The organism is Streptomyces sp. NPDC046866 (assembly GCF_040704625.1).
Classification (GTDB): domain Bacteria; phylum Actinomycetota; class Actinomycetes; order Streptomycetales; family Streptomycetaceae; genus Streptomyces.
Genome location: NZ_JBEYXN010000009.1, coordinates 1 through 23,591, shown reverse-complemented (window position 1 = coordinate 23,591; position 23,591 = coordinate 1). Strand labels below are relative to the sequence as shown.

At 73.5% G+C, this 23,591-nt stretch carries 20 protein-coding genes, 2 tRNA genes and 1 pseudogene; 4 read left to right on the top strand and 19 right to left on the bottom strand.

Annotated elements, in window-relative coordinates; all coding sequences use genetic code 11:
• Positions 1 to 99: 99 nt before the first annotated feature.
• Positions 100 to 1,965, bottom strand: coding sequence for a translation elongation factor 4 (gene lepA, locus AB0953_RS15690; protein WP_366860004.1), 1,866 nt, complete (start codon positions 1,963 to 1,965; stop codon positions 100 to 102).
• A gap of 222 nt (positions 1,966 to 2,187) precedes the next feature.
• On the opposite strand from lepA, the gene rpsT reads away from it, so the two are divergent.
• Both rpsT and AB0953_RS15680 read left to right on the top strand, forming a co-directional pair.
• Positions 2,188 to 2,448: a 30S ribosomal protein S20 gene (gene rpsT / locus AB0953_RS15685; RefSeq protein ID WP_361905322.1), complete on the top strand. Its 261-nt coding sequence runs from the start codon at positions 2,188 to 2,190 to the stop codon at positions 2,446 to 2,448.
• A 233-nt stretch (positions 2,449 to 2,681) separates the two neighbouring features.
• Positions 2,682 to 3,362, top strand: coding sequence for a hypothetical protein (locus AB0953_RS15680; RefSeq protein WP_366860003.1), 681 nt, complete (start codon positions 2,682 to 2,684; stop codon positions 3,360 to 3,362).
• On the opposite strand, the gene holA is transcribed toward AB0953_RS15680, so the two are convergent.
• A complete protein-coding gene (holA, locus tag AB0953_RS15675) occupies positions 3,271 to 4,269 on the bottom strand; it encodes a DNA polymerase III subunit delta (RefSeq protein WP_366860002.1) in 999 nt (332 codons plus the stop codon). The genes AB0953_RS15680 and holA overlap by 92 nt on opposite strands.
• A 61-nt stretch (positions 4,270 to 4,330) precedes the next feature.
• On the opposite strand from holA, the gene AB0953_RS15670 reads away from it, so the two are divergent.
• A complete protein-coding gene (locus AB0953_RS15670) occupies positions 4,331 to 4,573 on the top strand; it encodes a hypothetical protein (RefSeq protein ID WP_366860001.1) in 243 nt (80 codons plus the stop codon).
• A gap of 17 nt (positions 4,574 to 4,590) precedes the next feature.
• On the opposite strand, the gene AB0953_RS15665 is transcribed toward AB0953_RS15670, so the two are convergent.
• From AB0953_RS15665 to AB0953_RS15600, 14 genes and pseudogenes are all read right to left on the bottom strand, one after another.
• Positions 4,591 to 5,472, bottom strand: a complete 882-nt coding sequence (locus AB0953_RS15665) for a YceI family protein (RefSeq protein WP_366860000.1) — start codon at positions 5,470 to 5,472, stop codon at positions 4,591 to 4,593.
• Positions 5,473 to 5,602: 130 nt separating this feature from the next.
• Positions 5,603 to 7,726: pseudogene (locus AB0953_RS15660) on the bottom strand (ComEC/Rec2 family competence protein); the annotation flags it as partial.
• Between the two features lie 245 nt (positions 7,727 to 7,971).
• A complete protein-coding gene (locus tag AB0953_RS15655) occupies positions 7,972 to 8,760 on the bottom strand; it encodes a ComEA family DNA-binding protein (protein ID WP_366859999.1) in 789 nt (262 codons plus the stop codon).
• Between the two features lie 531 nt (positions 8,761 to 9,291).
• Entirely contained in the window at positions 9,292 to 10,137 is an 846-nt protein-coding gene (locus tag AB0953_RS15650) for a DegV family protein (protein ID WP_366859998.1), read from the bottom strand.
• A 124-nt stretch (positions 10,138 to 10,261) separates the two neighbouring features.
• On the bottom strand, positions 10,262 to 11,047 hold the full coding sequence (locus tag AB0953_RS15645; protein ID WP_366859997.1) for a hypothetical protein: 786 nt from the start codon (positions 11,045 to 11,047) through the stop codon (positions 10,262 to 10,264).
• 133 nt (positions 11,048 to 11,180) lie between these two features.
• Positions 11,181 to 14,051 (bottom strand): leucine--tRNA ligase, encoded by a 2,871-nt coding sequence (leuS, locus tag AB0953_RS15640; protein WP_366859996.1) that lies wholly within the window; start codon positions 14,049 to 14,051, stop codon positions 11,181 to 11,183.
• A 246-nt stretch (positions 14,052 to 14,297) separates the two neighbouring features.
• Positions 14,298 to 14,370: transfer RNA gene (locus AB0953_RS15635), tRNA-Ala, on the bottom strand.
• 162 nt (positions 14,371 to 14,532) lie between these two features.
• A complete protein-coding gene (locus AB0953_RS15630) occupies positions 14,533 to 14,766 on the bottom strand; it encodes a hypothetical protein (protein ID WP_008738908.1) in 234 nt (77 codons plus the stop codon).
• 144 nt (positions 14,767 to 14,910) lie between these two features.
• Positions 14,911 to 14,983: transfer RNA gene (locus AB0953_RS15625), tRNA-Ala, on the bottom strand.
• Between the two features lie 111 nt (positions 14,984 to 15,094).
• The gene (locus AB0953_RS15620) at positions 15,095 to 15,763 is read right to left on the bottom strand and encodes a histidine phosphatase family protein (protein WP_366860227.1); all 669 of its coding nucleotides are present in this window, start codon (positions 15,761 to 15,763) and stop codon (positions 15,095 to 15,097) included.
• Positions 15,760 to 16,206 carry a ribosome silencing factor gene (gene rsfS, locus AB0953_RS15615; protein WP_114057521.1) on the bottom strand — a complete coding sequence of 149 codons (447 nt, stop codon included), beginning with the start codon at positions 16,204 to 16,206 and terminating at the stop codon, positions 15,760 to 15,762. The genes AB0953_RS15620 and rsfS overlap by 4 nt, the downstream gene beginning before the upstream one ends.
• Before the next feature lie 98 nt (positions 16,207 to 16,304).
• Positions 16,305 to 18,074, bottom strand: coding sequence for an LCP family protein (locus AB0953_RS15610; RefSeq protein ID WP_366859995.1), 1,770 nt, complete (start codon positions 18,072 to 18,074; stop codon positions 16,305 to 16,307).
• A gap of 26 nt (positions 18,075 to 18,100) precedes the next feature.
• Positions 18,101 to 18,718 (bottom strand): nicotinate-nucleotide adenylyltransferase, encoded by a 618-nt coding sequence (gene nadD / locus AB0953_RS15605; protein WP_366859994.1) that lies wholly within the window; start codon positions 18,716 to 18,718, stop codon positions 18,101 to 18,103.
• A gap of 67 nt (positions 18,719 to 18,785) precedes the next feature.
• Positions 18,786 to 18,953, bottom strand: coding sequence for a hypothetical protein (locus tag AB0953_RS15600; RefSeq protein WP_366859993.1), 168 nt, complete (start codon positions 18,951 to 18,953; stop codon positions 18,786 to 18,788).
• A 141-nt stretch (positions 18,954 to 19,094) separates the two neighbouring features.
• Here AB0953_RS15600 and AB0953_RS15595 point away from each other — a divergent pair, with 141 nt between their 5' ends.
• The gene (locus AB0953_RS15595; protein ID WP_366859992.1) at positions 19,095 to 20,192 is read left to right on the top strand and encodes a M48 family metallopeptidase; all 1,098 of its coding nucleotides are present in this window, start codon (positions 19,095 to 19,097) and stop codon (positions 20,190 to 20,192) included.
• Here AB0953_RS15595 and AB0953_RS15590 read toward each other — a convergent pair.
• The 3 genes from AB0953_RS15590 to AB0953_RS15580 all read right to left on the bottom strand — a co-directional run bounded on the left by AB0953_RS15590 (position 20,176) and on the right by AB0953_RS15580 (position 23,294).
• Positions 20,176 to 21,321, bottom strand: coding sequence for a hypothetical protein (locus tag AB0953_RS15590; protein ID WP_366859991.1), 1,146 nt, complete (start codon positions 21,319 to 21,321; stop codon positions 20,176 to 20,178). The two genes, AB0953_RS15595 and AB0953_RS15590, sit on opposite strands and share 17 nt — an antisense overlap.
• 67 nt (positions 21,322 to 21,388) lie before the next feature.
• Positions 21,389 to 21,940: a hypothetical protein gene (locus AB0953_RS15585; protein ID WP_366859990.1), complete on the bottom strand. Its 552-nt coding sequence runs from the start codon at positions 21,938 to 21,940 to the stop codon at positions 21,389 to 21,391.
• Positions 21,941 to 22,016: 76 nt separating this feature from the next.
• On the bottom strand, positions 22,017 to 23,294 hold the full coding sequence (locus AB0953_RS15580; RefSeq protein WP_366859989.1) for a glutamate-5-semialdehyde dehydrogenase: 1,278 nt from the start codon (positions 23,292 to 23,294) through the stop codon (positions 22,017 to 22,019).
• Positions 23,295 to 23,591 lie beyond the last annotated feature (297 nt).

Genomic DNA, 23,591 nt, shown 5'->3' with positions numbered 1-23,591 from the left:
TAAGAGCCCTTGAGCCGCCGATTCATAACGAAACAGGCCCCCGCGGCGCTGCGCGGGGGCCTGTTCCGCCTGCCGTGCACGGCAGGCGGCTACGGACGGCTACTTCTTCTTCGCGCCCGATTCGTCACTCGACAGGACGGCGATGAAGGCGTCCTGCGGGACCTCCACCGAGCCGACCATCTTCATGCGCTTCTTGCCTTCCTTCTGCTTCTCCAGCAGCTTCCGCTTGCGGGAGATGTCACCGCCGTAGCACTTGGCGAGGACGTCCTTGCGGATGGCGCGGATGGTCTCGCGGGCGATGACGCGGGAGCCGATCGCCGCCTGGACCGGCACCTCGAAGGCCTGCCGCGGGATCAGCTCGCGCAGCTTGGCCACCAGGCGCACGCCGTACGCGTACGCGGCGTCCTTGTGGGTGATGGCGGAGAAGGCGTCGACCTTGTCGCCGTGGAGCAGGATGTCCACCTTGACCAGGCTGGAGGACTGCTCGCCGGTGGGCTCGTAGTCCAGGGAGGCGTAGCCGCGGGTCTTGGACTTCAGCTGGTCGAAGAAGTCGAAGACGATCTCGGCGAGGGGCAGCGTGTAGCGGATCTCGACGCGGTCCTCGGAGAGGTAGTCCATGCCGAGCAGGGTGCCGCGGCGGTTCTGGCACAGCTCCATGATCGAGCCGATGAACTCGGTCGGGGCGAGGATCGTGGCGCGCACGACCGGCTCGAACACGTCCGAGATCTTGCCCTCGGGGAACTCGCTCGGGTTGGTGACCGTGATCTCCTTGCCGTCCTCCAGGACGACCCGGTAGACGACGTTCGGCGCGGTGGCGATCAGGTCGAGGCCGAACTCGCGCTCCAGGCGCTCGCGGATCACGTCCAGGTGCAGCAGGCCGAGGAAGCCGACGCGGAAGCCGAAGCCGAGGGCGGCGGAGGTCTCCGGCTCGTACACCAGGGCGGCGTCGTTGAGCTGGAGCTTGTCCAGCGCGTCGCGCAGCTCGGGGTAGTCGGAGCCGTCCAGCGGGTACAGGCCCGAGAACACCATGGGCTTGGGGTCCTTGTAGCCGCCCAGCGCCTCGGTGGCGCCGCCCGTCATCTGGGTGATGGTGTCGCCGACCTTGGACTGGCGGACGTCCTTCACACCGGTGATCAGGTAGCCCACCTCGCCGACCGAGAGGCCGTCGGCCGGCAGCATCTCGGGCGAGTTGCAGCCGATCTCCAGCAGCTCGTGCGTGGCGTTGGTGGACATCATCCGGATGCGCTCGCGCTTGTTGAGCGTGCCGTCGACCACACGGACGTACGTGACGACGCCGCGGTACGAGTCGTAGACGGAGTCGAAGATCATCGCGCGGGCGGGGGCGTCCTTGACGCCGACCGGCGCCGGGACCTCCTGCACCACGCGGTCGAGCAGCGCGTCCACGCCCATGCCGGTCTTGGCGGAGACCCGCAGCACGTCGTCGGGGTCGCAGCCGACCAGGTTCGCCAGCTCCTCGGCGAACTTCTCCGGCTGGGCGGCCGGGAGGTCGATCTTGTTGAGGACCGGGACGATGGTGAGGTCGTTCTCCATCGCCAGGTAGAGGTTGGCGAGGGTCTGGGCCTCGATGCCCTGGGCGGCGTCCACCAGGAGGATCGTGCCCTCGCACGCGGCGAGGGAGCGGGAGACCTCGTAGGTGAAGTCGACGTGCCCCGGGGTGTCGATCATGTTGAGGATGTGCGTCTTGCCCACGCCGTCGCCCGTGGTGGGGGCCCAGGGCAGACGGACCGCCTGGGACTTGATCGTGATGCCGCGCTCACGCTCGATGTCCATGCGGTCCAGGTACTGGGCGCGCATCTGCCGCTGGTCGACGACGCCGGTCAGCTGGAGCATCCGGTCGGCAAGCGTCGACTTGCCGTGGTCGATGTGCGCGATGATGCAGAAGTTGCGGATCAGCGCCGGGTCGGTACGGCTCGGCTCGGGCACGTTGCTGGGGATGGCGGGCACGCAGTGTCCTGATTCTCGGGTCGCAGTCTGAAGCGTTGGCTGAGCGTCGGTCTGTGCGACAGGCGGATCTGTACGCAGACTCCCATGGTCCCATGGACGCAGGGATGCGCTCGGTTTGGGCCGGTCGAAGCGTGCCTGGTAGCCTGGGTGGCTGTGTCTCGCATGCCCTCTCAGCAGACGGGACACGTCCGGAAAAAACTCTGAACCTGAAAAGGCTCTTTCGTGGCGAACATCAAGTCCCAGATCAAGCGGAACAAGACCAACGAGAAGGCTCGCCTTCGCAACAAGTCGGTCAAGTCCGAGCTGCGCACCTTCATCCGCAAGGCCAACGAGGCCATCCTCGCCGGCGACGCGGAGAAGGCCACCGCTGCGGTCCGCCTGGCTTCCAAGAAGCTGGACAAGGCCGTCTCGAAGGGTGTCATCCACAAGAACGCCGCCGCCAACAAGAAGTCGGCGCTGGCCTCCAAGGTTGCCTCCGTCTGAGGTTCCGCACTCGATGTGATCGCCGGGACGGACCAAGCGGGCCCTCTCATCCGCTCCTGACCGGCACCCCGCGCCGCACGCGGCCTGCGTTCGCCACGCGGGTGCGGCGCACACAGCAGTGACCGAAGGCCCCGGCCTCCACCCTTCCCCAGGGTGGCGGCCGGGGCCTTCGGCATACCCCGAACGCCACTGCGCGCATGCGGCGCCCGGTGCCCACCCGCACCCTGGGTGCCATGCGCACCAGGGGCCGCACCCGAGGCGGGATTCCGCGCTGGGGATGGCTGCTCAGCGGCATGGGCCTGCTGATCGCCCTGGCAGTCGCCGTCGCCGGGATCACGCTCGCCGCACGCGACGAGGGCGGCGGCGAGCTGTTCCTCCAGCCGGCGTCCAGCCTCGGCCCCGACCCCTTCTCCACATACGCCGCCACGGCGTGGCCCTCCGCCCCGGCCCCTTCCGACTCCGGCGACATGGCAGCACCGAGCCGCTCCCCCGCGCCGGTCGCATCGCCGACCGGCCCGGCTCCGACCGCCACCAGGACCGCGATCGCCTTGGACGCCCGCCGGCAGGCCGAGGTGGGCGGGCTGGCCCGGTGCATCGGGCAGCTGACCCTCAAGGACCTGAGCAGCGGGCAGCAGACCGGCCCGATCCGGCAGGGCGGGCAGGTCGTTCAGGAGCCCGCTGCCGATTCGGCAGGGTGGGTCAGTCCGCTGATCGTCCTCGGCGTGGTGGGCGCGCTCATCGGGGTCAGTGGGCAGGTGCTGCTCTGGCGGGAGCACCGGCGCGGCCGGGCCGCCGTGCGGGCCCGGCTGTCGGCGGTGGCGGTCAGTACGCGGGCCGGCGGGGGCGGGCTGCGCGGGCTACGGCCACGACGGCCTTCTCCAGGGCGTACTCGGGGTCGTCACCGCCGCCCTTGACACCCGCGTCGGCCTCCGCGACCGCGCGCAGGGCGTCGGCGACGCCGTCCGCCGACCAGCCGCGCATCTGCTGGCGGACCCGGTCGATCTTCCACGGGGGCATGCCGAGGTCGCGGGCGAGGTCGCCGGGCCGGGCACCGCGGGGCGCGGAGGCCAGCTTGCCGATCGCCCGGACCGCCTGGGCCAGCGCGCTGGTGATCAGGACGGGGGCCACGCCGGTCGCCAGGGACCAGCGCAGGGCTTCGAGGGCCTCCGCCGCCCGGCCCTCGACGGCCCGGTCGGCGACGGTGAAGCTGGAGGCCTCGGCCCGGCCGGTGTAGTAGCGGCCGACCACCGCCTCGTCGATGGTGCCCTCGACGTCGGCGCAGAGCTGCGCCACCGCGCTGGCCAGCTCCCGCAGGTCGCTGCCGATCGCGTCGACCAGCGCCTGGCAGGCCTCCGGGGTCGCGGAGCGGCCCGCCGTGCGGAACTCGCCGCGGACGAACGCCAGCCGGTCCGCGGCCTTGGCCATCTTCGGGCAGGCGATCTCCCGGGCACCCGCCTTGCGGGCCGCGTCCAGCAGGCCCTTGCCCTTGGCGCCGCCCGCGTGGAGGAGCACGAGGACGACGTCCTCGTCGGGCGACGCCAGGTACGCCTTGACGTCCTTGACGGTGTCGGCGGACAGGTCCTGCGCGTTGCGCACGACCAGCACCTTGCGCTCGGAGAACAGCGAGGGACTGGTGAGCTCGGCCAGGGTGCCGGGCTGGAGCTGCTCGGGGTTGAGGTCGCGCACGTCGGTGTCGGGGTCGGCGGCGCGGGCGGCCGCGACCACCTCCCGTACGGCGCGGTCGAGCAGCAGGTCCTCCTGCCCCACCGCCAGGGTGAGCGGGGCGAGCGGATCGTCGGTGGTGTTCTTCCTGGTGGCCATCGCCCCCAGGATCCCACGCCGCACCGACAGTCCCCCGCGCCGCGTACCGGAGAATGGTCGGGTGAACCTGCGACATGTACTGGTGCTGCCCGACCGCGACGCCGCCGAGGAGGTGGCCGGGGAGGTCGTCGACCGCTTCGGCCTGCCGGAGGAGCCGCAGTTGGTCCGCGACGCCCTGGCCGGCGAGGACGACGCCGAGGACGCCCAGTGGCTGGTGGTCGTCGAGGATCCCGGCGGGCGGCTCGACGCAACGGAGCTGGACGGCCTCGCCGCCGCGTACGAAGGCTGGCTGGAGGCCCCGTAGGACCTCCCGGGCCCGTCTCAGGCCTTGTGGACGATCTGCACGTCGAGGGTGACGTCCACGCCGGAGCCGATCGCCGCGATCCCGTTCGCCAGCACGGACTGCCAGTCCAGGGCGAAGTCCTCGCGGTGGAGTTCGGCGGAGGCCCGGCAGGCGGCGCGCGGCTCGCCCTCCAGCCCCGTGCCCTGGCCCAGGTACTCGGTGTCCAGGGTCACCGAGCGGCTGGTGCCGTGCAGCGTCAGCGCGCCCGCGACGGCCCAGCGGCTGCCGCTGCGGTGGATGAACCGCTCGCTGTAGAACTCCACGGTCGGGTAGCGGGCGGCGTCCAGGAAGTCCGCCGAGCGCAGGTGGTCGTCGCGCATCCGCAGCCCGGTGTCGATGCTCGCCGCATCGATGATCACGTGCATGGAGGAGTCCTCCATGCGGTCGGCTATCCGCACCGCGCCGGCGAAGGTGTTGAACCGGCCCCGGATCCGGGCGAAGCCGATGTGCCGGGCCGTGAAGGCGATCGACGAGTGCGCCGGGTCGAGCTCCCAGTGGCCGGGCTGCGGCAGCAGCGGCGGCTCCACCGCATCGAGGATGATCTCGGCGGTACCGGGCTGCGCCGCATCGCCCACGATCGTCGCGCCGTGGAAGGGCGCGAAGCCCTCGGCGGTGACGGTGAGCCGGTACTCGCCCTCCGGGACGGCCGCGGTGAAGCCGCCGTACGGGTCGGTCTCGCCGCCGACGATGCGCCGGCCGATCGGGTCGGTCACCTCGAACGCCGCCTGCCGGACCGGCTGGTGGACGGTGTCCAGGACCCGACAGCTGAGCAGGCGCGCCGTATGAGGGAGGGTCAGGGTCGCGGATGTCTGCGAGCCGGCGCTTCCGGCCGTCTCCGTCCCCCGTCTGCGACCGAACATGGTTGATGCACCCCCGTGCTGAATGGACTGTTTGCCCTGTGGCGAGAACGCATTCGATCATGCTGTCGAGTCGGGGGCAAACAGAGGGGCCCCGCCCCCTATGGGCGTGTCGCCGCCTTCGTCCCGACGGGACGCCCCGCAGGCCCGGACCGCTTCCCGTGACGGCGATCGAGCCGTCGCTGTCGGTACGCAGGACGGCCGCGCCGAGTGAGCGCAGCCGCGCGAGCGTACCCGCGGCGGGGTGGCCGTAGCGGTTGCCCTCACCCACCGGGACGATCGCCAGCCGCGGCCGGATCCGGGCCTGCAGCGCCGGGTCCTGGTGCGCCGAGCCGTGGTGGGCCACCTTGAGCACATCGACCGGCCCGAGGTCCGGATAAGCCGTCAACAGGGCCTGCTGGGACGGTGGTTCGAGATCGCCGAGCAGCAGCAGGGTCAGGCCGCCCGTGCGGACCAGCAGGGCCACACTGGCGTCGTTGGGCCCCTCGGGCCGCGGGCCGTCGGGCGGCGGCCACAGCACCCGCCATTCCAGCGGCCCCGCCCGGCGCCGCTCCCCCGCCGTGGCCGGCGCGACGGGCACCCCGGCGGCCGCCGCGGTCCGCCGGACGAACCGGGCCTGCCCGGCGGGCTCTTCCAGCGTGGTGGTCTGGATCACCCCGACGGCTCGGCCCCGCAGCACCCCGGCCAGGCCCCCCACGTGGTCGGCATGGAAATGGGTCAGCAGGAGCAGCGGCACCCGGCGCACCCCCAGGCTGCGCAGGCACGCGTCCACCGGCTCCGGCTCGGGGCCCGCGTCCACCACCACGGCGGCGCCCGGCCCGGCGGCGAGCACGGCGGCATCGCCCTGGCCCACGGCGCACTGGACGTAGCTCCAGTCGGGCGGAGGCCAGCCGGTGAGCGTACGGGTGAGCTGCGGCGGCCGCAGCACCGCCAGGAGCAGCAGCACCACCAGCGCCGCGCACACCCACGGCCGGCCCCGGATCCGCGGGCCGAGGCCGACGGCGGCGGCGGTCGCCGCGGCCAGCAGCAGCCCCCCGGTGAGCCCGCCCGGCCAGGGCGCCTCCGCCCCGGGCAGCCGCGCCCCGCCCCGGGCCACGGCGGCGATCCACCCGGCCGGCACCGCCGCACAGCGGGCGAGCAGTTCTGCGGCCGGCATGCACAGCGGGGCCACCGTGAGGACCGCGAAGCCGAGCACGGTCGCGGGACCCGCCGCGAGCTCCGCCAGCAGGTTGCACGGCACGGCGACCAGGCTGATGCGCGCCGACAGCACCGCGACCACCGGGGCGCACACCGCCTGGGCGGCCGCGGCGGCCCCCAGCGCGTCCGCGAACCGCGGCCGCACACCGCGCCGCCGCACAGCGGCGCTCCACCGCGGGGCGAGGGTCAGCAGGGAACCGGTCGCCAGCACGGAGAGCAGGAACCCCGGGCTCCGGGCCAGCCACGGATCGTGGAGCACCAGCAGCAGCACGGCGGCGGCCAGGGCGGGGAGCAGGGATCTGCGCCGGCCGGTGGCGAGGGCCAGCAGGCCGACGCCCCCGCACGCCGCGGCCCGCAGCACGCTCGGGTCGGGCCGGCAGACGACCACGAAGCCGAGGGTCAGCACCGCGCCGGCGAGAGCGGTCGCCCGCAGGGACAGGCCCAGTCGCGGCGCGAGGCCGCGGCGCTCGGCGTGCTGCGCGCGGGCCGGCGGCCCGATGAGCAGGAACAGCACCACGGTCAGGTTGGACCCGGAGACGGCCAGCAGGTGCAGCAGGTCGGTGGCCCGGAACGCCGCGTCCAGGTCGGGCGGCACCCGGGAGGTGTCCCCGACCACCAGCGCCGGCAGCAGGGCCCGGGCGTCGGGCGCCAGGCCCTCGGTGGCCCGGCGCAGCCCGACCCGCAGCCGCCCGGCGAGCCGCTGGACGGCATTCGGGCCGCCGGTCACCCGCGGCGGGGCCTGCCCGGCGGGCCGCAGCAGCGCCACGGCCCGCTCCCCGGCCCGGCCGGGGGCCAGCCGGGCCTCGACCGCCACGCGGGTGGAGGGCAGCAGCCCGGACCACTGCGGATCGGCGAGCACCCGCACCGGGGTCGCGACCCGCATCCGGCCGCCGCCGGGCAGCCCCACCCGGGTCACCACCGCGTCCAGCACCACGGCGGGCGGCCCGCTGCCGCCGCGGGTGCTCCGCGCGTCGGAGGCGATGGTGAGCTCGGCGACGACCCGGGCGTGCTCCCGGGCCAGCCCCGCCACCGGCCCGGCACGCTCCTCGGCCCGGGCCATCCCCGCCACCGCGGCCGCGCCGGCCGCGCACAGCAGGGCCAGGGCCGCGGCCGTCCCGGCCCGCCACAGCCGCTCGGGCCGGCGGCACCCCGCCAGGAGCAGCAGCCCGGCTGCCGCAACGCCGAACCCCGCCGCGGCCGCGGTCCACCCGGCCGGCGCGTCGAGCGCGGCCGCGGCCGCCGCCCAGGCGGCCAGCGCCGGCACCACCAGCCGCAGGTCCGCCGGCCCCCGCTCCTCACTCCGGTTCACGGCCGCACCAGCTTGCGCAGGTCGGCGAAGCGCCGCTCGCCGATGCCGTCGATCTGCCGGAGCTCCTCCACGGACCGGAAGCCGCCGCGGGCGGTCCGGTACTCCACGATGTGCTGCGCCAGCACCGGCCCGACCCCGGGCAGCGCGTCCAGCTGCTCCACGGTGGCCGAACCGAGGCTCAGCGGCCCGGAACCGGGCCCGGCCGCACCCGGCGCGGGCGGCGGCGCCGGGCCTCCGACCACCACCTGCTCGCCGTCGACCAGCACCCGGGCCCGGTTGAGCCCGGTGGTGTCCGTGCCGGGCGGCACTCCCCCGGCGGCGGCGAGCGCGTCCTCCACCCGCGATCCGGCGGGCAGCCGCCGCACCCCGGGCTCACGGACCTTGCCGCTGACGTCCACCACGATCCGGGACCCGGCGGGCGGCCCGCCGACGGGCCCCGGAGCCGAAGCCGGAGCCGGGCCCACCACCGCGGGCGCGGTCACCGGCTGCGGCCGGGCCGACCAGTACTGCTGCACCCCGAGGACGACCGCCGCGCCCAGCACCACCGCCACGGCGGCGACCGCCCGCGGCTGCACCGCCACCCGCGCCTGCACCCACACCGGCAACCGCTCCCGGACGGAGACCCACCGCCCGGCCGCAGGCCCCGCCGCCGCGGACCCGAGCTCCCGCCCGGCACCGGAAGCGGGGGCGACGGCCTCACCCGCGGACCCGCCCGGGGCGGCCCCCGCTGCGCGGTGGGCGGCGCCGGACCCTCCGGCCCCGAGGGATGCGGCGCCGTAACCCATCGGATTCTCCGGCGGAGTCCTCGACAGCCGGGCTCCCGCCCCCGGCGGTGACCCCGCCGCCGAACCCGCCTCGGCCTCCGCGGACGGGCCCGGCGCAGGGCCTGCTCGCCCCGCCCCCGGCGGCGGGCCGCCGCCCAGGAGAGCTTCGGCCCTGCGGCGGAGGACCTCCGGGTCGGGGGAGTCGGCGGTGCGGCGGGGGCTGCCGGCGCGGCGCAGGCGGCCGTCCGAGGGGCGGGGGCGGCCCGGGCCGCTGCCCGCTCCCGCCCGGTGCGACGTGCGCGTACGAAGCGTGCTGCGAAGAGTCATGCCACGACGGTAGGGACCGGTCCCGACCCCCGCTCGGACCCCTCAATTCCGGTGGATATCCCCACGGTTGTGGATATCTCCGCCACCCGTTCCGGTGACCGGCCCCGCCCATCGGCCGAGGACCGACCCGGGCAACCGGCAGAGGACCGGCCCCGCCCATCGGCCGAGGACCGACCCGGGCAACCGGCAGGGGATCAGCCGCGGCAACCGGCGTGGCGCGTGGGATCAGCGCGGCGAGACCACCGCCGCCAGCAGGCCCGGCCCGGTGTGCGCGCCGATCACCGCTCCGACCTCGCTCACGTGCAGCTCGACCAGGCCCGGGATGCGCTCGCGCAGCCGCTGCGCCAGCTTCTCCGCCCGTTCCGGCGCCGCCAGGTGGTGCACCGCCACGTCCACGCTCGCCGCCCCGGCCCGCTCCACCGCCAGCTCCTCCAGGCGCGCGATGGCCTTGGACGCCGTCCGCACCTTCTCCAGCATCTCGATGCGCCCGCCGTCCAGCGTGAGCAGCGGCTTCACGGCCAGGGCCGAGCCGAGCAGGGCCTGCGCGGCCCCGATGCGGCCGCCGCGCCGGAGGTAGTCCAGGGTGTCCACGTAGAAGTAGGCCGACATGTCCGCGGCCCGCTTCTCGGCGGCGGCCACGGCCTCGTCGAGGGAGCCGCCGGACTCCGCGGTCTCGGCGGCGGCCAGGGCGCAGAACCCCAGCGCCATGGCGACCATGCCGGTGTCGACCACGCGCACGGGCACGGGCGCCGTCTTCGCCGCCAGCACGGCGGCGTCGTAGGTGCCGGAGAAGTCCGAGGAGAGGTGCAGGCTGACGATGCCGGACGCACCGGCCTCCGCGGCCGCCCGGTAGGCCCGTACGAACTCCTCCGGACCGGGCCGGGAGGTGGTCACCGAGCGGCGCTTCTGCAGGGCCAGGGCCAGGCTGCGCGCCGAGATCTCGGTGCCCTCCTCGAGGGCCTCGTCCCCGAGGACCACGGTCAGCGGGACGGAGGTGATTCCGTGCCGCGCCATGGCCTGGGGGGGCAGGTAGGCCGTGGAATCGGTGACGATCGCGACATGGCGGGACATGAGCCGGAGGTTACCGCCAGAGGGGGCGCCGCGGCAGCCCGACCCCTCCTGCCGCCACCGTCACGCCCCGTTCAGCGCCCCGACACCGACCGCCACCGGACGTCCGCGCCCGGCCGCCCGGCCCTCAGGTCGTCGCCTCGGGCCGCCGGCTCTTCTGCCAGGGGTACTGCGGTGCCGGCGCGGACGGGTCCAAGGCCGGCGTGCCCTGCCCCGACGCCCGGCCGGAACCACCCGCCGCCCCCGGAGCCCGCGAAGCTCCCTGGCCGCCCGGGCCCTCCGGAGCCCCCGCTCCCGGGGCCCCGGCCTCCGCCTCCCACTGCGCCGCAGCAGCGGCCAGGTCGTCGGCGGCGTCCCGCCGGGAGGCCCAGTCCCGCAGCGCGCCGGACTCGACCTCGATCTGCGCCGAAAGGTGTGCCAGGTCGTCGTCGGCGAAGCGGCGGGCCCGCTCCCGGGCCGCCCACCGCAGTGAGTCCGCGGCCTGCGTGATCCTGGCGACCCGCTCCTTCAGCCCGGGCACGGCAGTCGCGACACGCGCCCGGTCCGGCTCCTGCTCCATCCGCCTGAGCTCGTCGTCCAGCTTGTGCCCGTGCGCGCTGAGCTGCCGGAACAGGTCAAGGGACTCCTTCAGGGACGGATCCGTCCGCACGCCCTCGTCCAGGGCCTCCCGCGTCGCCCGCATCGAGGTCCTCAGGTCCAGCCGCAGCTGCGCCAGCGCCCCGCCGACCCCGACCTGGCCGATGCTCTTGGCCTTCAGCGCCGCGTCCTCCACGGTCCGGCGGGCCTGGGTGATCGTCCGGTCGACGCCGCGCTTCGCCGCGCCCACCGCCTTCGCCGTGGCCCACACCCCCAGTCCCAGGACGGCGAACAGCATCACCAGGGCAAAGATGATGATCAACACGCCAGCCTCCACGAGGCCCCCTTCCCCTGCCGATTCCCTCCCCTCCACCGTAAACGCCACGGGCAGGCCGGGGGTTCCAAACGAACCCCCAACCTGCCCGTACGGGAAGACCCCTACAGCGCCGGCACAGCGCCGGCGCCCCGCGTCACACGACGATGTTCACCAGCTTCGGCGCGCGGACGATCACCTTGCGGATCTCGGCCCCGCCCAGCGCCGCCACGACCGCCTCGTCGGCCAGTGCCAGCTGCTCCAGCTCACCCTCGGAGATCGCCGGCGGCACCTCCAGGCGGGCCTTGACCTTGCCCTTGACCTGGACGACGCAGGTCACGGTCTCGTCCACGACGTACGCCGGGTCCGCGACCGGGAAGTCCTGGTGGACCACCGAATCGGTGTGGCCCAGGCGGTGCCACAGCTCCTCCGCGATGTGCGGGGCCAGCGGGGCGACCAGCAGGACCAGCCGCTCGGCGACCGAGCGCTCCAGCGGGCGGCCCGCCTTGGTCAGGAAGTTGTTCAGCTCGGTGATCTTGGCGATGGCGGTGTTGAAGCGCAGGCCCGCCATGTCCGCACCGGCCCCGTCGATCGCCTTGTGCAGCGCGCGCAGGGTGTCCTCGCCGGGCTCGCCGTCGACGACGGTGACGGCGCCCGTCTCCTCGTCCACGATGTTGCGCCACAGCCGCTGCAGCAGCCGGTACTGGCCGACCACGGCACGCGTGTCCCACGGGCGCGAGACGTCCAGCGGGCCCATCGCCATCTCGTACAGGCGCAGCGTGTCCGCGCCGTACTCCTCGCAGATCTCGTCCGGGGTGACGGCGTTCTTCAGGGACTTGCCCATCTTGCCGTGCTCGCGCTTGACCGGCTGGCCCTGGTAGAAGTAGCCGCCGTCGCGCTCCTCGACCTCGGCCGCCGGCACGTAGACGCCGCGTGCGTCGGTGTACGCGTACGCCTGGATCATGCCCTGGTTGAACAGCTTGTGGAACGGCTCCGCCGAGGAGACGTGGCCCAGGTCGAACAGCACCTTCGACCAGAAGCGGGCGTACAGCAGGTGCAGCACCGCGTGCTCGGCGCCGCCCACGTACAGGTCGACGCCGCCGTGCGGCGCGCCCTCGCGCGGGCCCATCCAGTACTGCTCGATCTCCGGGTCGACCAGCGCGGACGCGTTGTGCGGGTCCAGGTAGCGCAGCTCGTACCAGCAGGAGCCGGCCCAGTTCGGCATGGTGTTGGTCTCGCGGCGGTACGAGCGCACGCCGCGCCCGTCGCCCAGGTCCAGCTCGACGTTGACCCAGGCCTCGTTGCGCGACAGCGGGGTCTCCGGCTTGGAGGACGCGTCGTCGGGCTCGAAGGTGCGCGGCGAGTAGTCCTCGACCTCGGGCAGCTCCAGCGGCAGCATCGACTCCGGCAGGGCGTGCGCGACGCCGTCCTCGTCGTAGACGATCGGGAAGGGCTCGCCCCAGTAGCGCTGGCGGCTGAACAGCCAGTCCCGCAGCCGGAAGTTGACGGTGCCCTCGCCGATGCCCCGCTCGGACAGCCAGGCGGTGATGGCGGCCTTCGCCTCGACGACGCCCAGGCCGTCCAGGGAGATGCCCTCGCCGGTGGAGTTGACCAGGGTGCCGTCGTACGAGGTGAAGGCGTCCTCCCACTCGGCCGGGTCGGCGTCGCGGTCGTCGGTGGGCTCCACGACGCAGCGCACCGGCAGCTCGAAGGCCTGCGCGAAGGCGAAGTCGCGGGAGTCGTGCGCGGGTACGGCCATGATGGCGCCGGTGCCGTAGCCCATCAGGACGTAGTCGGCGATGAAGACTGGGACGAGGGCGCCGCTGACCGGGTTGGTCGCGTAGGCGCCGGTGAAGACGCCGGTCTTGTCCTTGGCCTCGGCCTGGCGCTCGACGTCGGACTTGGCGGCGGCCTGCTTGCGGTACGCGTCCACGGCCTCGCCGGGGGTCGCGGCGCCGCCGGTCCACACCTGGTGGGTGCCCTCGGGCCACTCGGCCGGGACGATCTTCTCGACCAGCGGGTGCTCGGGCGCCAGCACCATGTAGGTGGCGCCGAACAGGGTGTCGGGGCGGGTGGTGAAGACGGTGATCGCGTCGTCGCCGACGGCGAAGTCGACACGGGCGCCCTCGGAGCGGCCGATCCAGTTCCGCTGCTGCAGCTTGATGGCCTCGGGCCAGTCCAGCGCGTCCAGGTCGTCCAGCAGCCGGTCGGCGTACGCGGTGATCCGCATGTTCCACTGGCTCAGCCGGGACTTGAAGACCGGGAAGTTGCCGCGCTCGGAGCGGCCGTCCGCGGTGACCTCCTCGTTGGCCAGCACGGTGCCCAGGCCGGGGCACCAGTTGACGGGCGCGTCCGAGGCGTACGCCAGCCGGTACTCGTTCAGGACGTCGGCCCGCTCGGCGGCGGTCAGCGCGTCCCAGGAGCGCCCGCCCGGGACCTCGCGGGAGCCGTCCGCGAACGCGGCGACCAGCTCGGCGATCGGGCGGGCCTTCTTCGCGTCGGTGTCGTACCAGGAGTTGTAGATCTGCAGGAAGATCCACTGGGTCCACTTGTAGTAGTCCGGGTCGATCGTCGCGAAGGACCGGCGCTTGTCATGGCCCAGGCCCAGGCGGCGCAGCTGGGCCTTCATGTTCTCGATGTTCGCCTCGGTGGACACGCGCGGGTGCGTGCCCGTCTGGACGGCGTACTGCTCGGCCGGCAGGCCGAAGGCGTCGAAGCCCAGGGTGTGCAGGACGTTGTGGCCGGTCATCCGCTGGTGGCGGGCGAAGACGTCCGTGGCGATGTAGCCGAGGGGGTGGCCGACGTGCAGGCCCGCACCCGACGGGTACGGGAACATGTCCATGATGAACTTCTTGGGGCGTGCGACGACCTCCGCGTCCCCGGCCAGGTCACCGGTCGGGTTCGGGGCCTCGTAGGTGCCCTGCGCGTCCCATACGTCCTGCCAGCGTGCCTCGATGTCGGCGGCCATGGCAGCCGTGTAACGGTGCGCCTCGGCCGCCTCGGGGGCCGGGGTGTTCGTCTCGCTCATGTTTTCGGAAGCTCCATCGATCGTCTCTGCCGTCTCTGCTCGCTCAAACGAAAAAACCCCTCGCACAGGAGGGGGCGCCGCGCCGATGCCGACCGTCTCGGGGTCGGCACTGATCAGCGCGGCTCGGTAAGCAGAAGGCGTACGGCACGCATGGCGCCAGGGTACCGCAGCGGTCCCGACGGCCGCTCGGTCGTTCCGCACAACGAGAAGAGGGCCACCCGATCCGGGTGGCCCTCTTCCACACTGTGGAGCTAAGGAGAATTGAACTCCTGACCTCCTGCATGCCATGCAGGCGCTCTACCAACTGAGCTATAGCCCCTTGCTTCTCTCTGCCGCCGGGCCCCTTCTCGGTTTCCCTTGCCGGTTCCCCCCTGGCGACACCCAGAACATTACACGGTTCCGGCCCAGGTCCAAAAACGGGTTTCCCGGTGGGACAGATGGGTCCACTTTGTCCGTTTCGCCGCAGTGGGGCCGACCCCGGCTAGGCCCGGGCGAATTGGTAGAAGCGCTTGAGCGTGCAGTGCTCGTCGAGGAGCCGGCCGTAGATCGGCTCGCCCTCCAGCTCGCGGTACGTCTCGATGGGGTCGCCCTTGATGATCAGCGCCCGCGCGCATTCCTCGCACCAGTACTGGTAGTCGGGGTTGACCGGGTCCATGTCCCGCACGATCGGCGTGCCGTTGTTGCACCAGTCGCACCGCCGCCGGTGTGCACCCATCCGTCAGCGACTCCCTCCCGCGTCGGGCCGTCGACTCCCCCTCCGGCCGTCCGATTCTGCCACGCGGGTGCGCGGCAGGTCAGCAAGCGCCCGAGGAACAAACGCAAAGGATCCCGCCCCCTGTTGGGGACGGGATCCTGATTGTGGAGCTAAGGAGAATTGAACTCCTGACCTCCTGCATGCCATGCAGGCGCTCTACCAACTGAGCTATAGCCCCGCTCTCCGCCTCGCTCCCCCGTTTCCGGTGTTCCGCGCTGCGAACAAGAAGAACTCTAGCCTGTGACCACCCGGAAAGTGAAATCCGGGTGGCGGGGCCCCTGAGACGGGCTCAGTCGTCGTCGCCGAGCACCGGTTCCGGCAGCGTGCCGGCGTTGTGCTCCAGCAGGCGCCAGCCGCGCGCGCCCTCGCCCAGGACGGACCAGCAGCAGTTGGAGAGCCCGCCCAGGCTCTCCCAGTCGTGCGCCTCCAGCCCGAGGAGCCGGCCGATGGTCGTGCGGATGGTGCCGCCGTGGCTGACCACGACGAGCGTGCCGCCCTCGGGCAGCAGTCCGGCGTGCTCCAGCACCACCGGGGCGGCCCGGTCCGCGACCTCGGTCTCCAGCTCGCCGCCGCCGCGGCGGACGGGCTCGCCGCGCTTCCAGGCCGCGTACTGCTCGCCGTGCTTGTCGAGGATCTCGTCGTGGGTCAGGCCCTGCCACTCGCCGGCGTACGTCTCGCGCAGCGCGGCGGTGTGCGCGACGGGCAGCCCCGTCACGGAGGCCAGCTCGGCGGCCGTCGCGGAGGCGCGCACCAGGTCGGAGGCGACGATGGCGTCCGGCTTCAGCGAGGCCAGCAGCCGGGCGGCGCGGCGCGCCTGCGCCACACCGGTCTCCGTCAGCGGGATGTCCGTGGAGCCCTGGAAGCGGCGCTCGAGGTTCCACGACGTCTGGCCGTGCCGCCACAGGACGATCTTCCTGCCGGTCCGGGTGCCGGCCGGGGTGCTCGTACCGGCGCTCAGAACAGATCACCGTCCAGGTCGTCGTCGCCCTGGGCCTCGCGCAGCTTCGCGTACTCCTCGGCCTTGCCCTTGGTGAGCTTGGCGTCCTCGGGGAGCTCGATCTCGGGGCAGTCCTTCCACAGGCGCTCCAGCGCGTAGAAGACCCGCTCCTCGCTGTGCTGGACGTGGACGACGATGTCGACGTAGTCGAGCAGGATCCAGCGGGCGTCGCGGTCGCCCTCGCGGCGCACCGGCTTGGCGCCGAGCTCCTTCAGGAGGCGCTCCTCGATCTCGTCGACGATCGACTTGACCTGGCGGTCGTTGGGCGCCGAGGCGAGCAGGAAGGCATCGGTGATCGACAGCACGTCGCTGACGTCGTACGCGATGATGTCGTGCGCGAGCCGGTCGGCCGCCGCCTGGGCGGCGGTGGTGATGAGCTCGATGGAGCGGTCCGTGGCGGTCACTGGCCATGCTTTCGGGTTGGCGGGCAGATCCCTACAAGGGTCTCATGTACCGCCGACGCCGCCCGCGCGGAACGGACCGCGCGGGCGGGCGGGGACGGTCAGGACGGTTTGTAGTCCTTGCCCAGCGTGACCACCACGTCCGCGTTGACCGCGTTCTCGCCCTTCTTGACCGCCGTCTCCGGCAGGCCCAGCGTCTTGGCGACCTCGACGGCCCTGGCGCGCTGGGCGTCGTCCTGGTACGTGATCTGCGTGGCCGGCTGCGTGCGGTCGGCCCTGCCGCCGTCGACGAAGGTGTAGCCGCCGTTGAGCAGCGCGGCCTTCGCCGCCACCTGCGTCTTGTCGTCCCCGGTCGCGTCGCGCAGGCCCACGCGCGGCGCGGAGCCGGCCGGGGCGGCGGTGAAGCTGCCGCCGAGCACCTCCTTGACCACGTTCTTGTTGGCGTCGTCGGTGAGGGTGCCGTCCGGCTTCACCCCGAGCACGTCGGTGCGGTAGCCGGCGGGGCCCTCCTTGGCGTGCTCGCCGAGCCGGGCCAGCAGGGTGCCCAGGCTCTGGGCGTTCAGCGACGGGTCGAGGATCTGGCCCATGCTCTCCACCGTCACGGTGGCCGCCTTCGGGTCGCCGGAGATCTTGCGCAGCACCCCGTAGAGCACCTTGCCGAGCCGGTCCAGCTGCTTGGCCTCGGGCTCGCCCTGGCCGCGGTGCATGGCGTAGGCGACGGCCATGGCCCCGCTGAGGTGCTGCTTGGCGCCCTGGGCCACGGCCGGCGCCTTGACGGCGTCGTCGGCGGGGACGGCGGTGTCGGTGTCGACCTCGATCCCGCCGACCAGCTCGACCAGGTTCTCCAGGAAGGGCGTATCGAGGCGCCAGGTGCCGCCGATGCGGGTGCCGAGCACCGAGTCGAGGGATTCGCGCACGCCGAGGCCGCCTTCCTCGACGGCCTTGCCGAGGGCGGCGGCGCTGCCGTCGTCCTTGGGGACGCCGAGGGCGTTCGGCAGCAGGACGGTGGCGCCCTTCTGCGTGGTCACGTTGTCCACGAGCAGCAGGGTGGAGGTGCCGCCCTTCTTGGTGTTGTGGACGTGCACGACGATCATGTCGCGCTTCTGCGGCCCGGAGGCGGCCGCGGGCTTCCCGGCCCTGCCCGGGCCGTCGAGGAAGGGCAGCCTGCCCGTGTACCAGAGCCAGCCGAGGCCGCCGACGACGAACAGGGCGAGGACGACGATCAGGGCCACCACGCGGTTGCGGCCGCGGCGGCGGGCCTCCTCGCGGCGCTCGGTGCGGCTCTCGGTGAACTTGAGCCAGTCGATGACGTCCTCGGACTCCTCGTCCGGCTGGTCGAGGAAGGCGAACTGCTCGGTGCGGTAGTCCGGGGCCTGTGCCTCGCCGTCGCCGGCGTCCGGGCCCCGGTCGGGCTGCGGCTGCGGTACGGGGTGGGGGCCGGCCTGGGGGGCGGCCTGCTGCGGGATCCACGGCTGGGACCGCGGCGGCGCCTGCTCGGCCTGCGCCTGGGCCTGCTGCTGGGCCTGCTGGAGGTGCCCCGCGTCGTAGGCGGTGTCGTAGGCCGTGCCGTGGGCGGTGCCGTGGGGGTTTCCGTAGGCATTGCCGTAGCCGTAGCCGGCGTCGTACCCGGCGGCGGGGGCCTGGGAGGGGTCCTGCGGGGCGTACTCCTGGGCGTAGTACTGCTGCCCCCCGCCGTAGGACGGGTCGTGGCCGTACTGCTGCTGCCCGTAGGCCGCGCCGTAGGGCGGGGCCTGCGGGGCGGCGGGCTGTGCGGGCACGTGGCCGTACACCGGCTGCCCGTACGCGTCGTATCCGATGAGCTGCTGCTCCTGGGCGGCGTACGGGTCGTACGGCTCCTGTCGGTCGTTCACCGCGGGGCCCCTCTCTTCCGGAAAGCTCAGGTTCCCCGGTACAGCTCACGCTTGTCGATGTAGCGCACCACACCGTCGGGTACCAGGTACCAGACCGGGTCGCCCTGGGCCACCCGCGTGCGGCAGTCCGTGGAGGAGATCGCGAGCGCGGGCACCTCGACGAGCGAGACCCCGCCCTCGGGCAGCCCGTCGTCGGTGAGGTGGTGGCCCGGGCGGGTCACCCCGATGAAGTGGGCGAGGGAGAACAGCTCGTCGGCGTTGCGCCAGGTGAGGATCTGCGCGAGGGCGTCGGCGCCGGTGATGAAGAACAGGTCGGCGTCCGGGTTGAGCGCGGTCAGGTCCCGGAGGGTGTCGATCGTGTACGTCGGGCCGCCGCGGTCGATGTCGATGCGGCTGACCGAGAACTGCGGGTTCGAGGCCGTCGCGATAACCGTCATCAGGTAGCGGTCCTCGGCGGGCGACACGGCCCGCTGGGACTTCTGCCACGGCTGGCCGGTCGGTACGAAGACCACCTCGTCGAGGTGGAACAGGGCGGCCACTTCACTGGCGGCCACCAGGTGTCCGTGGTGGATCGGGTCGAACGTCCCGCCCATCACGCCGAGCCGGCGCTTGACCGGGCCGGTAGGCATCTCCTGCTCTCCCATGAGCGCAGAGCCTACTGGCCCGGCGGAGCGGTGCGGACCCGCATGCGCGCGCCTGTACGAGCCCGGGTCAGCGGTCGCGGTTCAGGCGGGTGGTGACCCACAGCATGAGGAGCAGCACGACGAACGCGCCGCCGCCGGTCAGGTACGGGTTCAGGCTGTCGTGGTTGCCGCCGTGCTGCTCGGCGCCCTCCGATGCGAGGAGCACCAGGTCGTGGGCGGTGGAGGTGAGGCTCATCAGGCAGGTACCTATCCGGTCGGGGAGCGGGCGGAGACTTCGCTCACATCGTATGCGGGGGCCTGGGGCACGCTCGCGCCGACTCAGGCGTTGGAGAGGATAGACGCCGGAAGCGAGCCGGCCGATCTAGGGGGAGGCGTTATGGGCGGTACGGGTTTCGAGAAGGTGCCGGCGCGGGAGCGCAGGCGGTTCGAGGGCATCTCGTCGCGGGCGTACGAGCATCCGGCGGACCGGTCGGCCCTGGTGGCGCTGCGCAGGCTGAGCGGGTTCGACACGGTGTTCAAGGCCCTGAGCGGGTTGCTGCCGGAGCGCAGCCTGCGGCTGCTGTTCCTGTCGGACTCGGTGCGGGTGGGCGAGACGCAGTTCCCGCACCTGTACGCGATGCTGCGGGACGCCTGTTGGGTGCTGGACCTGGAGAAGGTCCCGCAGATGTACGTGCAGCAGGATCCGAAGCCGAACGCCATGTGCATTGGGCTGGACGAGCCGATCATCGTGGTGACCACCGCTCTGGTGGAGCTGCTGGACGAGGAGGAGATGCGGGCGGTCGTGGGCCACGAGGTGGGCCACGCGCTGTCGGGCCACTCCGTGTACCGCACGGTGCTGCTGTTCCTGACGGGCCTGGCGCTGAAGGTGGCGTGGATCCCGCTGGGCACGGTGGCGATCACCGCGATCGTGACGGCGCTGCGGGAGTGGTTCCGCAAGTCGGAGCTGTCGGCGGACCGGGCGGGCCTGCTGGTCGGGCAGGACGTGCAGGCCTCGATGCGGGGTCTGATGAAGATCGCCGGCGGCAACCACCTGCACGAGATGAACGTGGACTCCTTCCTGGCGCAGGCCGAGGAGTACGAGGCGAGCGGCGACCTGCGCGACTCCGTCCTGAAGATCCTCAACGTGCTGCCGCGGACGCACCCCTTCACCACGGTGCGGGCGGCCGAGCTGAAGAAGTGGTCGCAGAGCCGGGACTTCCAGCGGATCATGGACGGCCACTACCCGCGGCGCGACGAGGACAAGGACGCCTCCGTCTCGGACTCCTTCCGCCAGTCGGCCGCGCACTACGCCGACTCGGTGCGCACCAGCAAGGACCCGCTGATGAAGCTGGTGGGCGACATCGCGGGCGGTACGGCCGATCTGGGCGGGAAGCTGCGGGAGAAGTTCACCGGCGGCAGCGGCGGGGCCGGCTCCCCCGGCGGATCCGGTGCCTACGGCGCCCCCGGCGGCGGGAGCGCTACGGAGCAGGGCTGACGGGGGGCGTCGCACCCGCATCCGGAGCCAGGACCCCGCACAGTCCGGCGGTGCGGCGGGGACGGCCGCTGGCGTACGGGTCGCTCGCGGCCGGGCCGACCGTGGTGGGCCCGGTGCCGGCCGTCGCCGGGCGGAAGCCCGCCGCGGGCTCGGCGGAGCAGTCCTGCGGTCCCGCCATCACGTAGGCGGCGGCCAGCTCCGCCCGGCGGGCCGTGAGGTCCTCCCGGTCGAAGCGCAGCCGCAGCTCGCGGCGGACGGTGAAGAGCGAGGCGCCGTCCGCGGGGGCGGGCGCCCCGGTGGCCGGCCGGACGGCGTACACGAAGGTGTGGTCGGTGACGACCTCCAGCACGTCCGGGGAGACCTCGTCGTAGACGAGCGCCCCGTTCACCCGGACCCGCGGGTCGGCGACGACGGCGGTGTTCTGGTCGAAGCGGACGAGCCATCCGGTGGCCGCGTGGCGGCCGTCGCCGGAGGGCGAGGTCATGCTGCGGTCGAACTGGGCCAGCTGGTCCGGGTCGAGCAGGACCCGCACCGGCCGGGTGGCGGCCCCGGCCAGGACGTCGGGGTCCAGCGAGGACTGCACGAGGTAGTCCTTGGCGACGGACAGGGCGGTCACGACCTGGCCCTCGGTGAAGTGGTGGGTGCGGCGCGCGGCGGGCAGGGTGATCCCGGCCGCGCCGATGCGGTAGTCGGCCGCCGGGCTGTGGGCGAACAGGTCGGCGGGCCGCCCCCCGGGCACCGGGCCGGCCGGCGCGAGCGGGACGACGGTGCTGCTCAGCGGTTCGGTGTGGCGCTCGGGCAGCGGTGTGGCCGGATTGCGCAGGCCCATGTACACGGCGGCGGCGAAGGCCACCGCGATGAGCAGCACGAGCGCCATGCCCTGCCGGGCGGCGCGGCCCGGTGTGCCGGTCCGGGGCCGGGAGGGGCCGCTGCCGGACCAGATGGAGCGGCTGCGAACGGCCCGCGCGTGCTCGCCCATGCGCTCCTGGGCCGAGAACTCCTGGAGCCGGGCAGCGCGGACGAAGTCCTCGTCGAAGACCACCGCCCGGTATTCGTCCGACCGGAATTCGTCGTCGCCCCCGCCGAAGCCGTCGGGGGTGTTGTCGGGTGGATCTGCTGGCACGGCCATCGCTTCTCCCGCTGTCCCCGCTTCAGAGAAGCCCCCGGCTCCGGTGAACGGAAGTGGGGTCGTACCTTCAGGGTTGGCGGCCGACGCGGTCCATAAACGCCCCGGCGCCGGTGACTTCGGTCAGCGGGGTGCTGGCGGGCGCGGGAGCGGGCTCGGACTTGCCCGAGGCGCTGCGGTAGACGGCGCTGAAGGCCAGGGCGACCATGCCGAGGCCCATGACGAAGGCGAGGACCCAGGCGACGGGGCGCAGCCACGGGGAGCGGCCGCGGTAGGGGCGCAGGCTGCCGCCGTAGGCCCCGTAGGGGCCGTCGGGGCAGCCGTGGGCGTGGACCTGCTCCCAGCCGGCCTCGTCGGTGCCGTATCCGTCGGGGCGGCCGTAGCCGTACGGCTCGTAGTCCTCGTCGGAGGTCCAGCCGCCGGCGACGGCGCGGGCGGCCTCGGCCTCGGCGCGGGCCCGGTCGGCGGCGCGCTGGCGCTCGGCCGCGCTGGGTTCATGGATCTCGGCGGCCCGTACGAAGTCCTCGTCGAACACCACGGAGGCGAAGTCCTGCTCCGCGCCTCCGCGGTCGTCGTCGGGCTCCCCGCTGTCCGGGAACTTGCCCCCCACGTCGTCCGGCACAGCAACAGCGTAGACCTGGGGGGCTGCTTTGGGCAGCGTGTCGGCGAAATCCGGCCACACCGCGTGGGCCGGGCGGCTACCGGGTGTGACCGTCGCCGGTGACGATGTACTTGGTGGAGGTGAGCTCCGGGAGGCCCATGGGGCCGCGGGCGTGCAGCTTCTGGGTGGAGATCCCGATCTCCGCGCCGAAGCCGAACTGGCCACCGTCCGTGAACCGGGTGGATGCGTTCACGGCGACCGTGGTGGAGTCGACCAGTTGGGTGAAGCGGCGGGCGGCGGCCTGCGAGGTGGTGACGATCGCTTCGGTGTGGCCGGAGGTCCAGCGGCGGATGTGGGCGACGGCGTCGTCGAGGGAGTCCACGACGCCCGCGGCGATGTCGTACGAGAGGTACTCGGCCGCCCAGTCCTCGTCGGTGGCGGGCACGGCGGTCACCTTGGAGTCCTCGGCGGCGGCCAGGACGCGCTCGTCGCCGTGGACGGTGACGCCGGCCTCGGCGAGCGCGTCGAGGGCGAGCGGCAGGAACCTGTCGGCGATGTCCCGGTGGACGAGGAGGGTCTCGGCGGCGTTGCAGACGGAGGGGCGCTGGGCCTTGGAGTTGACGAGGATCTCCACGGCCATGCCGAGGTCGGCTTCCGCGTCCACGTAGACGTGGCAGTTGCCGGTACCGGTCTCGATGACCGGGACGGTGGACTCCTCGACGACGGTCTTGATGAGGGAGGCGCCGCCGCGCGGGATGAGGACGTCGACGAGGCCGCGGGCGCGCATCAGCTCGCGGACGGAGTCGCGGGACTCGCCGGGCACCAGCTGGATCGCGTCCGCGGGCAGGCCGGCGGACGCGACGGCGTCGCGGAGGATCGCGACGAGCGCCGTGTTGGAGGCGTAGGCGGAGGAGCTGCCGCGCAGCAGGACGGCGTTGCCGGACTTCAGGCAGAGGGCCGCGGCGTCGACGGTGACGTTGGGGCGGGCCTCGTAGATGATGCCGACGACGCCGAGCGGGACGCGGACCTGGCGCAGGTCGATGCCGTTGGGGAGGGTCGAGCCGCGGACGACCTCGCCCACCGGGTCGGGGAGGGCGGCCACGTCGCGCACGTCGGAGGCGATGGCGGCGACCCGCTCCGGGGTGAGGGTCAGCCGGTCGATGACGGTCTCGCTGGTGCCGGCGGCGCGGGCCTTGTCGGTGTCGACGGCGTTGGCGGTGACGATCTCGGCCGTACGGGCCTCCAGCGCGTCGGCGATCGCCAGCAGCGCGGTGTCCTTGGCGGACCGCGGGAGCGGGGCCAGGGTCGCGGCGGCGGTGCGGGCGCGGTGTGCGGTGGCCTGGACGGGGGAGGTGGTGGCATCGAGCGAGGTCATGCCGCCCAGGGTAGTCGCCGCCCGCGCAGCACCGGCCGGGGTTTCCACCCCGCGAGACGGCCCCGCGGCGGGCCCTGCCGTCGCGCTGCCGCTGCCGCTCCCGCTGCCGCTGCCGCTGCGCCGTCCTGGCGGTGCGGGTGGCCGCTGCGCGGAGCCCGTCCCCTCCCCGCCCCTTCCCGAAACCGGGGCCTGCGGCCCCGGCCCCCGCCGCGGGGCTGCGCCCCCGCACCCCCTTCGGGGGCTCCGCCCCCGCACCCTCCCCCAGCTACCGCTGGGGGTACCCCCAGCGCCTCAAAC